The organism is Streptomyces sp. NPDC046859 (assembly GCF_040645135.1).
Classification (GTDB): Bacteria; Actinomycetota; Actinomycetes; order Streptomycetales; family Streptomycetaceae; genus Streptomyces.
This window is the reverse complement of record NZ_JBEYXR010000015.1, coordinates 161,206-174,064: the sequence shown is the minus strand read 5'-3', so window position 1 is coordinate 174,064 and position 12,859 is coordinate 161,206. Positions and strand designations below refer to the sequence as shown.

The window sequence follows — 12,859 nt, the reverse complement described above, 5'->3', positions numbered from 1 at the left end:
CTCGTGCCGCCCTTTGCTCTGATGACCGGCGAACCGTCACGGAGCCAGGCCCCGCCGAGGTCAGGAGGAGCGGTGGAGTACAACCTTGCCGACCTGTTCGAGTCGGTCGTCGACGCGGTCCCGGACCGTGAGGCGCTCGTGTACCTCGACCACCCCGGCTCGGGCGCCGAACGACGGCTGACCTACGCCCGGTTGGACGCGGCCGCCAACCGGATCGGGCACCATCTGATCGACAGCGGCATCCGCCCCGGCGAGCACCTCGGGCTGCACCTGTACAACGGCGTCGAGTACCTGCAGACGGTGCTGGGCTGCCTGAAGGCCCGGATCGTCCCGGTCAACGTCAACTACCGCTATGTCGAGGAGGAACTGGTCTACCTGTACCGGGACGCCGACCTGGTGGCCCTGGTCTTCGACGCCGAGTTCACCGGCCGGGTGGCGGCAGCGCTGCCCGGCGTCGAGCGGCTGCGGCATCTGGTGCGGGTGGGCCGGGCGGATCCGGGCGCCGCCGCGGCGCCGGTCGTGCCGGCGGTGCCCTTCGCCGACGCGGAGGCCGCCGGGTCGCCGGAGCGAGGGTTCCCGGCACGCTCGGGCGACGACCAGTTCATCATCTACACGGGCGGCACCACGGGGATGCCGAAAGGCGTGATGTGGCGGCAGGAGGACCTGTTCTTCGCCGGTCTCGGCGGCGGCGCGCCGACGGGTGAGCCGGTGCGCAGGCCGCAGGAGCTCGCCGAGCGGGTCACCGCGGGCGGTGACGGCATCACGTTCTTCCCGACGGCCCCGCTGATGCACGGGACCTCCACCCTCACGGCCTTCATCGGCTTCGGCCTCGGCCAGCGCGTGGTGATCCACCGCGGGTTCGTGCCGGAGGAGGTGCTGCGCACGATCGAGCGGGAGCGGGTGACGAGCGTGTCGCTGGTCGGCGACGCGATGCTGCGGCCCCTGGTGGACGCGCTCGACGGGCCGCTGAAGGGCACGGACTGCTCGTCCCTGTTCAGCGTGTCGTCCTCCGGCGCGATCCTGTCCGACACCGTGCGCCGCCAGTTCCAGGAACGGGTCCCCCATGCGCTGCTGCTGAACAACTTCGGGTCCTCCGAGTCCGGTTTCAACGGCACGGCGACGGCGGACTCCGGACCCGGGCGCGGTTTCCGCGTCCGCGTCAACTCCCGTACCCGGGTGGTCGACCCCGTGACCCGTGAACCGGTCGGCGCGGGCGAGGTGGGCCGGGTCGCGCAGTGCGGCCATGTGCCGCTCGGCTACTACAACGACCCGGCGAAGACCGCGGAGACGTTCTTCGAGAAGGACGGCGAACGCTGGGTGCTGCTCGGCGACATGGCCACGGTCGACGAGGAGGGCGTCGTCACCGTGCTGGGCCGCGGCTCGCAGTGCATCAACACCGGGGGCGAGAAGGTGTACCCGGAGGAGGTCGAGCAGGCGCTCAAGTCCCACCCCGACGTCTACGACGCCCTGGTGGCCGGGGTGCCGGACGCTAAGTGGGGCAACCACGTCGCGGCGGTGGTGCAGTTGCGCGAGGGAGCGCCGCGGCCGTCCCTGGAGGACGTCCAGACGTACTGCCGCAGCCATCTCGCCGGTTACAAGATCCCCCGGCAATTGGTGATCACGGACGCGGTACGGCGCTCGCCGAGCGGCAAGGCGGACTACCGCTGGGCACGGGACGTGGCGAAGGACGCCGACCGGAGGGGGCGGGGGCGGGCGTAGTCTTTGCCCGCGGTTGACCTGTGTGCCTGAACGGAGGGTGGGGGCGGGCCGTACGCGAAGTAGGCGGCCCCGACCTGCGGGCCCGGTCCGCCGTACCAGCAGGGAAACCGCACGGAAGGACCTACGGGTGTCGCACCTCACGCCCCCTCGCCAGCTGCCGGACACGGACGCGGACGCCGACGGGAGCCCGGACCCCGACGTGACGGCGACGGACGAACCCGAGAAGGACCCCGAGCCCGGCGCGCGGGAGCCGGGCGCCCACACCGCGGACGAGCCCGACGCACAGTCCCCCACTCCCGCTCGCGGCTGCTGGTTCGGCTGGCGCCGGCGTTTTCCGCGCACCGCGCGGGGGGTGTGGCTCGGTACGACCGTGCTGGCCGCCGTGCTGGTGTTCGTCGTGCTGCTCGTGCCCAACCGGCTCGACCAGATCACCGTCCAGTCGTTCCTCCGCCTCCCCGTCGAAGGCCTCTTCCTCGCGGCGGTCCTGCTCGCCCTGCCGTCGCGGGCGCGGCGGATCACGGCCGCCGTCCTGGGCGTGCTCCTCGGGCTGTCGGCCATCCTGAAGTGCCTCGACATGGGCTTCCGGCAGACCCTCGCCCGGCCGTTCGACCTGGTCTTCGACTGGGTGCTGCTCGGCGACGCCGCGGACTTCCTGAAGGACTCGCTCGGCCGCACGGGCGAAGTGCTCGCGGTGATCGGGGTCGTCGCCCTGGCCGTGGCCGTGCTGGTGCTGAGCGCGCTCGCGGTGGTGCGGCTGGGGAACGTGCTGGCCCGCCACCGCCGGGTGGCCGCGCGTACCACGCTGGTCCTCGGCGTCGTGTGGGTCATCTGCTTCACCGTCGGGGTGCAGTCCGGCGGCGTCACGGTGGCCACCAAGGGCTACGCGCAGTACCTGTCGAACCGTGTGCAGTACGTCCGCGACGGCCTCGGTGACGCCGAGGTGTTCAAGAAGCAGCTCCCCGTCGACGCCTACGCCAAGACCCCGTCCGACCAGCTGCTGACCGGGCTGCGGGGCAAGGACGTCATGCTCACCTTCGTCGAGAGCTACGGCCGGGTGGCCATCGACGATCCGAAGATGGGACCGGAGGTCAGGGCGACGCTCGAGGCGGGCGACGCCCGGCTGAAGGCCGCGGGCTTCTCCGCGCGCAGCGGCTGGCTCAGGTCTCCGGTGACGGGCGCCGGCAGCTGGCTCGCCCACTCCACGTTCCTGTCGGGCCTGTGGGTGAAGAACCAGCAGCGCTACCGGACCCTGACCACCAGCGACCGCGCCACCCTCACCAGCTACTTCCAGAAGACCGGCGCCTGGCGGACCGTCGGTATCGTCCCCGGCGTCCGCAAGGCCTGGCCGGAGGGCAAGTACTTCGGCCTCGACCACATCTACGACTCCGAGCACCTGGGGTACCACGGCCCCTACTTCAGCTGGTCGCCGGTGCCGGACCAGTTCAGCCTGGAGGCGTTCCAGCGGCTGGAGCACGGCAGGAAGAACCGCGACCCGATCATGGCGGAGATCATCCTCGCCTCCAGCCACAACCCGTGGTCGCCGATCCCCCGCGTGATCGACTGGGACGACCTCGGTGACGGCTCGGTGTTCGACGGGATCGAGAAGGAGGGCACCGACCCGACGCAGGTCTGGAAGAAGCCCGAGCGCGTGCGCACCGAGTACCGCCGTGCCATCGAGTACTCGATCCAGAGCCTCACCGAGTGGGTCGAGCGCTACGGCACCGACGACACGGTGCTGGTCTTCCTCGGCGACCACCAGCCCGTCCCGACGGTCACGGGAGGGAGCACGAGCAGGGACGTGCCGATCACGATCGTCGCCCGGGACCCGAAGGTCCTGGACCGGATCGAGGGATGGAACTGGACGCCGGGTCTCAAGCCCGCCGACGACGCCCCGACCTGGGGCATGGACCGGTTCAGGGACCGTTTCCTGACGGCGTACGGGCGTTAAGGGCCGGTGACGGGCCGGCTCGGCGCGGCCGGTCCCGCCGGGGCCTCGGCGGCGTCCAGGAAGGCCCTGATCCGCCGGACGAACCACACCGGGTCGTCCAGCCACGGATAGTGCCCGGCGCCGGGCTGCACGGCCGGTTCGGCGTGCGGGAGGGCGGCGGCGGTGCGGCGGGCCAGGTCGGGGCAGGGGCCGCCGTCGGCTCCGCCGGCGAGGACGAGGACCGGGGCCGTCAGGCGGGCCAGGGCGGCACGGGTGGCCGCCGGGTCGTAGGCGCCCTCGGAGAAGTAGAGCGCGGCGGCCTCGTCGTTCGACTCGTCCTCGGCGCGGGCGTCGTGCTCCCGGGCGGCGTCGTCCCAGCGGCCGTAGAAGAAGGGGGCGATGGCGGGGTCGAAGTCGCCCTCCCCGGACAGCCACCTCTCGAACAGGGGGTAGGCCTCGGCGAACCAGGGCTCGCCCTCCCGCTGCCGCGCCGCCGCCCGGCGCTCCTCGGCCGTGGCCGGCATGCCCAGGACCCACGGGGTCGTGGTGACCAGCGCCAGCCGCGCCACCCGCTCGGGGTGCCGGGCGGCGTACAGCAGGGCGAGGCTGCCGCCCGCGGAGTGGCCGAGCACGTCCATGCGGGACAGTCCCAGGTGCTCCCGCACCCGGTCGACGTCGTCCACGAGGCGGTCGCAGCGGTAGGTGGCGGGGTCGGCGGGTGTCCCGGAGGCTCCGGTGCCGCGCAGGTCGAGCAGCACGAGGCGCCGGTGAGCGGAGAGCCCACCCAGGTCGCCGAGGTAGGCGGAGGCCCGCATCGGCCCGCCCGGCAGGACGAGCAGCGGTGCGCCGTCCCCTCGCAGGTGGTAGGCGATCTCGGTGCCGTCGGCGGAGCGCAGGGTGGGCATGGGCCCGAGCATGGCCGTGTCACGCGCCCGCCCGCAAGGCCATTCCGGGCGGACGCGTGTCACTGGCCGTCCCCGGCAGCCGGAATTTCCGCACGACCCCCTTGCCTGATCACGCACCGCCTGAATTACTGATCCCGGAAGACCAGACCGAATGATCGGTCGTCCGGATCAGCGCGGTTGGTGGGAGATCTCCCTATGAAGGATGCGACGGACCTGCGGGACTCGGGGGAACGCCTCGACCTGGAGGGGCTGCGGGCGCTCCAGTTGGAGCGGCTGCGGGCCTCGCTGCGGCACGCGTACGACCATGTGTCCTTCTACCGGGAATCCTTCGACGAGGCCGGGATACGGCCCGAGGACTGCCGTGCGCTCGCCGACCTGGCCCGGTTCCCGTTCACCACCAAGGCCGACCTGCGCGAGAACTACCCGTACGGGATGTTCGCGGTGCCCCACGACCGCATCCGCCGCCTCCACGCCTCCAGCGGCACCACGGGGCGACCCACGGTCGTCGGCTACACCGACGGCGATCTCTCCCTGTGGGCGGACATGGTGGCCCGGTCGATCCGGGTGGCGGGCGGGCGACCCGGCGACAAGGTGCATGTGGCGTACGGCTACGGGCTGTTCACCGGCGGGCTCGGCGCGCACTACGGGGCCGAGCGGCTCGGCTGCACGGTCATTCCCGCGTCCGGCGGCATGACCGCCCGCCAGGTGCAGCTGATCCAGGACCTGAGGCCCGAGATCATCATGGTGACGCCGTCGTACATGCTGACCCTGCTCGACGAGTTCGAGCGGCAGGGCGTCGACCCACGCGGGACGTCGCTGCGCGTGGGCATCTTCGGGGCCGAGCCGTGGACCGAGCGGATGCGGCGCGAGATCGAGGAGCGCTTCGCGATCGACGCGGTCGACATATACGGGCTGTCCGAGGTCATCGGCCCGGGCGTGGCCCAGGAGTGCGTGGAGACCAAGGACGGGCTCCATGTGTGGGAGGACCACTTCTTCCCGGAGATCGTCGACCCGGTCACCGGTGAGCCGCTGCCCGACGGCGAGCAGGGCGAGCTGGTCTTCACCTCGCTCACCAAGGAGGCCATGCCGATCGTCCGGTACCGCACCCGGGACCTGACCCGGCTGCTGCCCGGCACGGCCCGGGTGTTCCGGCGGATGGAGAAGATCACCGGGCGCAGCGACGACATGGTGATCCTGCGGGGCGTCAACCTCTTCCCCACCCAGGTCGAGGAGATCGTGCTGCGTACGCCGGGCGTGGCGCCCCACTTCCAGCTGCGGCTGAGCCGGGAGGGCCGGCTGGACGCGCTGACCGTACGGGCCGAGGCCCGTCCCGGCGCCTCTCCCGAGGTCCGGGACGCCGCCGCGCGGTCGATCGCGGCGGCCGTGAAGGACGGCATCGGGGTGTCGGTCACCGTGGAGATCGTCGAGCCGGAGTCGCTGGAGCGCTCGGTGGGCAAGATCCGTCGGATCGTGGACCTGCGTCCGCGGTAGGACCGCTACGCGGTCTCCCCCGAGAACCGGTCGCGCAGTGCGCGCTTGAGGATCTTGCCGCTGGCGTTGCGGGGCAGCTCGTCCACGAACACGACCCGCTTCGGGGCCTTGAAGTGGGCGAGCTTCTCGCGCGCGTGCTCGATCAGCTCCGCCTCGGTGGCCTCGCCGCGCGGCACGACGACCGCGGTGACCGCCTCGATCCACCGGTCGTCCGGCAGCCCGATCACGGCGACCTCGGCGACGCCCTCGTGGGTGTAGAGGGCGTCCTCGACCTGCCGTGAGGCGACCAGGACGCCACCGGAGTTGATGACGTCCTTCACCCGGTCGACGATCGTGAGGTAGCCGTGCGCGTCGCGCACCGCGAGGTCGCCGGAGCGGAACCAGCCGTCCCGGAAGGCCGCGGCGGTCTCCTCGGGCTTGTCCCAGTAGCCCTCGCACAGCTGCGGGGAGCGGTACACGATCTCGCCGGGCGTGCCGTCGGGGACGTCCTTGCCGTCCTCGTCGACCACCCGCGCGTCCACGAACAGCACGGGCCTGCCGCAGGAGTCCATCCGGCCCTTGTGCTCGTCCGGCGCGAGGACGGTGGCGAGGGGGCCGATCTCGCTCTGCCCGAAGCAGTTGTAGAAGCCGAGCTTCGGGAGCCGTTCACGCAGCCGCTCCAGGACGGGAATCGGCATGATCGAGGCGCCGTAGTACGCCTTGCGCAGCCCGCTCAGGTCGCGGTCGGCGAAGTCGGGGCGGCCCGCCAGCGCGATCCACACCGTGGGCGGGGCGAACAGGCTGTCCACCCGGCCGGCCTCGATCAGGTCCAGCAGCCGGTCGCCGTCGGGGGCGTCGAGGATGATGTTGGTGGCGCCGACCGCGAGGTAGGGCACCAGGAAGACGTGCATCTGCGCCGAGTGGTACAGCGGCAGGGAGTGCACGGGCCGGTCGCCCGCGCTGAGGTCGAGCGCGGTGATGGCGCTCAGGTACTCGTGGACGAGCGCGCGGTGGGTCATCATCGCGCCCTTGGGGAGGGCCGTCGTCCCGGAGGTGTAGAGGAGCTGGACCAGGTCCTCGGTGCGCGGCTCGGGGCCGTCGTAGGGCTCCGCGTCGGCGAGCCGGGCGAGGAGGGAGTCGTCGGTGTCGCGCAGCGCCAGGGTCCGGGTGCCCTCGGGCAGCCGGGCGGCGAGGCCGGGGTCGGCGAGGACGAGCGCGCTGCCGGACTGGTGCACGAGATAGGCGAGGTCGTCGCCGGTCAGGTTCTGGTTGACGGGGACGTGGACGAGGCCCGCGCGGGCGCAGGCGAGGAAGCCGATCAGATAGGCGTCCGAGTTGTGTCCGTAGGCGCCGACCCGGTCGCCGGGGGCCAGTCCCTGGCCGAGCAGGACGGTCGCCGCGCGCGAGACGGCGTCGTCGAGTTCGGCGTACGTCCACGAGCGGTCGCCGTACTCCACGGCGGTGCGTGCCGGGGTGCGGTGGGCGCTGCGCCGCAGCACCCCGTCAACCGTGCTGCCCTGTCCCTGCGTCATGACTCATGATCCTCGGTGCGCCGCCGGGGACAGGTCAAGCATCCGGGGGGTCGATTGCACCGACCAGTAGGTACGCTCAACCGCTCCTTCCCTCAACGACGTCGGGAGGCACAGATGCGCACCACCCGTCCGAGACGACTGGCCGCCGCGGCCACCGTCCTGCTCACCGCCACCGCGGCCCTGCCGGCCGCCGCGGCCGAACGGCCGGCTCGTCACGACCACCCCTCGCACGGCGGTCTGTCGGCCGTGATCCGCTACACCGAGTACGGCATCCCCCATATCGTCGCCGAGGACTACAAGTCCTTGGGATTCGGCACTGGTTGGGCGCAGGCCGCCGACCAGGTGTGCACCCTCGCCGACGGGTTCCTGACGGTGCGCGGCGAGCGCTCCCGGTTCCTCGGGCCGGACGCGGCGACCGACTTCTCACTGTCGTCGGCGGGCACGAACCTCTCCAGCGACCTGTACTTCCGCGGGGTGCGTCAGACGCGGACGGTCGAGAAGCTGCTCGCCCGTCCCGCGCCGCTCGGTCCGAGCCGCCAGGTCTCCGATCTGCTGCGCGGTTTCGCCTCCGGGTACAACGCCTGGCTGAGGCAGAACCACGTCACCGACCCGGCCTGCGAGGGGGCCGCCTGGGTGCGGCCCGTGACCACGCTGGACGTGGCGGCCCGCTTCTACGCCTTCGCGGTGCTCGGCGGCCAGGGTGGCTCCGTCGACGACATCACCTCGGCGCGGCCGCCGACCGGTGCCGCCGCCGGTGCCGAGGGTGCCGCACCGGACGCCGACGCCGTGATCCGTGCCGTGCGGCAGCGGACCGCGGACGCCGCCATGGGGTCGAACGCGGTGGCCTTCCGGGGCGAGACCACGGCGAACGGCCGCGGTCTGCTGCTGGGCAACCCGCACTACCCGTGGCAGGGCGGACGCCGGTTCTGGCAGGCGCAGCAGACCATCCCCGGTGAACTCGACGTCGCGGGCGGGTCGTTGCTGGGTTCGCCGACGATCTCCATCGGCTACAACGCGCATGTGGCGTGGAGCCACACCGTGTCGACCGGGGTGCCGTTCAACCTGCACCAGCTCACGCTGGATCCGGCCGACCCCACCGTCTACCTCGTGGACGGCCGGCGTGAGCGGATGACGAAACGGACCGTGACGGTCTCGGTCAAGGGCGCCGCCCCGGTGACCCGCACCCAGTGGTGGACCCGGTACGGGCCCGTCGTCGCCGACCCCACCGGGAATCCACCGCTGCCCTGGACGGCCACCACGGCGTTCGCGCTGCACGACCCGAACGCCGCGAACATGCGGTTCGCCGATACCTCGTTGGGCTTCGGCAAGGCCCGCGGCACGGCCGACGTGCTGAAGTCCCTGGCCCGGCACCAGGGTCTGCCGTGGGTGAACACCATCGCCGCCGACTCCTCGGGGCATTCGTTGTTCAGCCAGTCGCAGGTGCTGCCCCGGATCACCGACGAGTTGGCGGCGCGCTGCTCCACCCCGCTGGGCAAGGCCACGTATCCGGCGGCGGGCCTCGCCGTCCTCGACGGTTCGCGCGGTGAGTGCGCGCTCGGCCGGGACGCCGACGCCGTGCAGCCGGGGACGTTCGGGCCGGCGCGCATGCCGACGCTGAAGGACGCGCCGTACGTGGAGAACTCCAACGACAGCGCCTGGCTCGCCAACGCGGACCGGCCGCTGACCGGGTACGAGCGGATCTTCGGCACGGTGGGCACCCAGCGTTCGCTGCGCACGCGCGGTGCCGTCGAGGACGTGGCGGCGATGGCGCGCAAGGGCGCGCTGACCGTACGGGACCTGGAGCGGCAGCAGTTCGCGAACCGGGTGCCCGCCGCCGATCTGGCGGCGGCCGCCACGGCGAAGGCGTGCGCCGCGCTGCCGGGCGGCACGGCGACGGGCAGCTCCGGCGAGGCGGTCGACGTGTCGGCGGCCTGCCGGGTGCTCGCGGCGTGGGACCGCACCATGGACACCGGCAGCCGCGGCGCCCTGTTGTTCGACCGGTTCTGGCGGAAGTTCAACGCCTCGGTGCCGGCGGCCGAACGGTGGAAGGTGCCCTTCTCGGCGGCGGACCCGGTGCGCACCCCGAACACCCTGAACACCGGCGCGCCCGGGTTCGCGAGGGCGCTCGCGGACGCGGTGGCCGAGCTGAGGGGGGCGGGCATCGCCCTGGACTCCCGGCTGGGCGAGCACCAGTTCGTCGTACGGAACGGGCAGCGCATCGCCGTTCCGGGCGGCACCGAGCAGCTCGGGGTGTGGAACAAGGTCGAACCGGTGTGGGCGCTGGCGCGGGGCGGCTACACGGAGGTGACGACCGGTTCCAGCCATGTCCAGGCGGTCGGCTGGGACGGCAGCCGCTGCCCGGTGGCGCGGACGCTGCTGACGTACGCGCAGTCCTCCAACTCGAAGTCGCCGCACTTCAGCGACCAGACCCGGCTGTTCTCGGGTGAGAAGTGGGTGACGGCGCGGTTCTGCGAGAAGGACGTCCTCGCCTCGCCCGCGCTGCGGGTCGTGCGGGTGCGCGAGCGCTGAGCGGCCACGGCCCCGCCGCGTGTCCCGGCCGGGCGCGGGGCGGGGCCGTGCCGTGTCACATGGGCCGGGCGCGGCCCTGCCAGTACGGGTCGCGCAGCCGCCGTTTGTACAGCTTGCCGTTGGGGTCCCTCGGCATCTCGGCGACGAAGTCGACGCTGCGGGGCCGCTTGTAGCCGGCGAGGCGTTCGGCGCAGTGGGCGAGGACGGCGTCCGCGAGGGCCGGACCGGGTTCATGGCCGGGGGCCGGTTCGACGACGGCCTTGACCTCCTCGCCCCAGTCGTCGTGCGGGACGCCGAAGGCGGCGGCGTCGGCGACCGCGGGATGGGAGAGCAGTACGGACTCGATCTCCGCGGGGTAGACGTTGACCCCGCCCGAGATGATCATGTCGATCTTCCGGTCGCGGAGGAAGAGATAGCCCTCCTCGTCCAGGTGGCCGAGGTCTCCGACGGTGAAGAAGTCGCCGACGCGGTTCTCACGGGTTTTGGCCTCGTCCTTGTGGTAGGTGAAGCCTCCGGTGTCCATCCGCAGGTAGACGGTGCCGAGTTCGCCGGGCGGGAGCCGCTGGCCGTCGTCGTCGAGGACGGCGATCTCGCTGATCGGCCAGGCCCGGCCGACCGTGCCGGGCTTCTTCAGCCAGTCCTCGGCGGTCGCGAAGGTCCCGCCGCCCTCGCTGGCTGCGTAGTACTCCTCGACGCACGGCCCCCACCAGTCGAGCATCGCCCGTTTGACGTGCTCGGGGCAGGGCGCGGCGCCGTGGAGGGCGTGCCGCATGGAGGAGACGTCGTAGCGCGCCCGTACGTCCTCGGGCAGGGCGAGCAGCCGGTGGAACTGGGTCGGGACCATATGGGTGTGGGTGCAGCGGTGGGTGTCGATGGCGCGGAGCATGTCCTGCGGGGTCCACTTGTCCATCAGCACCAGCCGGTGCCCGATGTGCAGGGACGCGCCCGCGAACTGGAGCACCGCGGTGTGGTAGAGCGGCGAGCACACGAGGTGGACGTTGTCGTCGAACGGCCGGATGCCGAAGATGCCGAGGAAGCCCCCCAGGTAGGCCTCCTCGGGAGCCCGGCCGGACAGGGGGCGGCGGATGCCGCGGGGTCGGCCGGTGGTGCCCGAGGTGTAGTTCATGACCCAGCCGAGGGTGCGGTCGGCGGGCGGTGACTGCGGTTGCCCGTCGAGGAGTTCGGGATACGGCCGGAAGCCCTCGGCGGTGCCCACGGCGTAGCGGTGGGCCGGTGGGAGACCGGCCTCGTCGGCGGCCTGGCGTGCGGCGGCCGCGTAACGCTCGTGCGCGATGAGCACCTTGGCGCCGGAGTCGGCGACGATCCAGGCGATCTCGGGGCCGACGAGGTGGTGGTTGACGGGGACGAGGTAGAAGCCGGCCTGTCCGGCCGCCAGGTAGGCGGTGAGGAACTCGGCGCCGTTGGGGAGGACGACGGCGAAGGCGTCGCCGCGTTCCAGGCCGGCGGCGCGCAAGCCGTGCACGAGGCGGTTGGCGTCGGCGTGCAGCCGTCCGGCGGTCCACCGCTCGCCGTCGGGGGCGACGAGGACGGTGCGGCCGGGTTCGGCGGCGGCCTGGGCCCAGAAGCCGACGGGTGCCCTGTTCTCCGCGGGCGCCGCGGAAGTCCCGGTCATCGTCCGCTCCGGCCGGCGACGCGGTTCAGGCGGTCGACGGCTCGTTCGAAGCCCCGGGTGAGGTCGTCGAACACCTCCCGGACGGTGCGTTCGGAGGTCATCCGGCCGACGATCTGCCCGACGGGGGTGCCCAGGAGGGGTTCCACCTCGTGGCGCTGGATGCGGGAGACGGCCTCGGCGACGAGAAGCCCTTGGAGGGGCATGGGCAGGGTGCCGGGGCTGTCCGGACCGTCCCAGGCGTCGGTCCACTCGGTGCGCAGCTGGCGGGCGGGTTTGCCGGTGAGGGCGCGGGAGCGGACCGTGTCGGAGGAGGTGGCCGCGAGGAGTTTGCGCAGGAGGGCGGGCGAGTGGAGGTCCGCCTCGGTGGTGGTGAGCCACAGGGAGCCCAGCCACACACCCTGCGCGCCGAGCGCGAGCGCGGCGGCCACCTGCTGTCCACTGCCGATGCCGCCGGCCGCGAGGACCGGCAGCGGGTGGACCTCCTCCACCACCTCCGGGGTCAGCACCATGGACGCGATCTCACCGGTGTGGCCCCCCGCCTCGTAGCCCTGGGCGACGACGACGTCGATGCCGGCGTCCTTGTGCTTGCGGGCGTGGCGGGCACTTCCCGCGAGGGCGGCCACGAGCACGCCCTGGTCGTGGGCGCGGGCGACGACGTCCGCGGGCGGGGAACCGAGGGCGTTGGCGAGCAGCCCGATGGGGTGGTCGAAGGCGACGTCGAGCTGGCCGCGGGCGACCTGTTCCATCCAGCCGGTGATACGCCAGCCGGCGGCCTCCCCCGCGGGCAGTTCGGGCACGCCGTACTTGGCGAGGGTGTCCTGGACGAACCGGCGGTGTCCGTCCGGGATCATCGCCTCGACGTCGGCCTCGGCGACACCCTCGACCTTGGTGGCGGGCATGACGACGTCGAGGCCGTAGGGCAGCCCGCCGACGTGGGCGTCGATCCAGTCGAGGTCGCGGGCGAGGTCGTCCGGGGCGGTGTAGCGGACCGCGCCGAGCACTCCGAAGCCGCCGGCCCGGCTGATGGCCGCGGCGACGGCGGGGAACGGCGTGAAGCCGAAGACGGCGTGCTCGACTCCCAAGGTGGTGCTCAACTCCGTCTGCATGGGCGCAGGATGCCGCAGCCGCCCGGACGACGGAAGAC

General features: G+C 72.6%; 8 protein-coding genes. 4 read left to right on the top strand and 4 right to left on the bottom strand.

Annotated features, from left to right (window positions below):
* The first annotated feature begins 72 nt into the window (after positions 1–72).
* Together ABZ899_RS22995 and ABZ899_RS22990 are read left to right on the top strand one after the other, a co-directional pair.
* Positions 73–1,719 carry an acyl-CoA synthetase gene (locus tag ABZ899_RS22995; RefSeq protein ID WP_361349165.1) on the top strand — a complete coding sequence of 549 codons (1,647 nt, stop codon included), beginning with the start codon at positions 73–75 and terminating at the stop codon, positions 1,717–1,719.
* 127 nt (positions 1,720–1,846) lie between these two features.
* Entirely contained in the window at positions 1,847–3,667 is a 1,821-nt protein-coding gene (locus ABZ899_RS22990; protein WP_361349162.1) for a sulfatase, read from the top strand.
* Here ABZ899_RS22990 and ABZ899_RS22985 read toward each other — a convergent pair.
* Positions 3,664–4,551, bottom strand: coding sequence for an alpha/beta hydrolase (locus ABZ899_RS22985; protein ID WP_361349159.1), 888 nt, complete (start codon positions 4,549–4,551; stop codon positions 3,664–3,666). The genes ABZ899_RS22990 and ABZ899_RS22985 overlap by 4 nt on opposite strands.
* Positions 4,552–4,746: 195 nt before the next feature.
* On the opposite strand from ABZ899_RS22985, the gene paaK reads away from it, so the two are divergent.
* Positions 4,747–6,042, top strand: coding sequence for a phenylacetate--CoA ligase PaaK (gene paaK / locus ABZ899_RS22980; protein ID WP_361349156.1), 1,296 nt, complete (start codon positions 4,747–4,749; stop codon positions 6,040–6,042).
* Between the two features lie 5 nt (positions 6,043–6,047).
* Here paaK and ABZ899_RS22975 read toward each other — a convergent pair whose 3' ends face one another.
* Positions 6,048–7,553: an acyl-CoA synthetase gene (locus ABZ899_RS22975; protein WP_361349153.1), complete on the bottom strand. Its 1,506-nt coding sequence runs from the start codon at positions 7,551–7,553 to the stop codon at positions 6,048–6,050.
* A gap of 114 nt (positions 7,554–7,667) precedes the next feature.
* Here ABZ899_RS22975 and ABZ899_RS22970 point away from each other — a divergent pair, with 114 nt between their 5' ends.
* On the top strand, positions 7,668–10,082 hold the full coding sequence (locus ABZ899_RS22970; RefSeq protein ID WP_361349150.1) for a penicillin acylase family protein: 2,415 nt from the start codon (positions 7,668–7,670) through the stop codon (positions 10,080–10,082).
* Positions 10,083–10,137: 55 nt separating this feature from the next.
* On the opposite strand, the gene ABZ899_RS22965 is transcribed toward ABZ899_RS22970, so the two are convergent.
* Both ABZ899_RS22965 and ABZ899_RS22960 read right to left on the bottom strand, forming a co-directional pair.
* Positions 10,138–11,715 (bottom strand): acyl-CoA synthetase, encoded by a 1,578-nt coding sequence (locus ABZ899_RS22965; protein ID WP_361349147.1) that lies wholly within the window; start codon positions 11,713–11,715, stop codon positions 10,138–10,140.
* Positions 11,712–12,821, bottom strand: coding sequence for a nitronate monooxygenase family protein (locus ABZ899_RS22960; RefSeq protein ID WP_361349144.1), 1,110 nt, complete (start codon positions 12,819–12,821; stop codon positions 11,712–11,714). The genes ABZ899_RS22965 and ABZ899_RS22960 overlap by 4 nt, the downstream gene beginning before the upstream one ends.
* Positions 12,822–12,859: the final 38 nt, after the last annotated feature.

Coding starts and splice junctions, on each gene's coding strand:
- ABZ899_RS22970 (WP_361349150.1), top strand. CDS start 7,668: ATGCGCACCACCCGTCCGAGACGACTGGCCGCCGCGGCCACCGTCCTG.
- ABZ899_RS22975 (WP_361349153.1), bottom strand. CDS start 7,553: ATGACGCAGGGACAGGGCAGCACGGTTGACGGGGTGCTGCGGCGCAGC.
- ABZ899_RS22965 (WP_361349147.1), bottom strand. CDS start 11,715: ATGACCGGGACTTCCGCGGCGCCCGCGGAGAACAGGGCACCCGTCGGC.
- ABZ899_RS22985 (WP_361349159.1), bottom strand. CDS start 4,551: ATGCCCACCCTGCGCTCCGCCGACGGCACCGAGATCGCCTACCACCTG.
- paaK (WP_361349156.1), top strand. CDS start 4,747: ATGAAGGATGCGACGGACCTGCGGGACTCGGGGGAACGCCTCGACCTG.
- ABZ899_RS22960 (WP_361349144.1), bottom strand. CDS start 12,821: ATGCAGACGGAGTTGAGCACCACCTTGGGAGTCGAGCACGCCGTCTTC.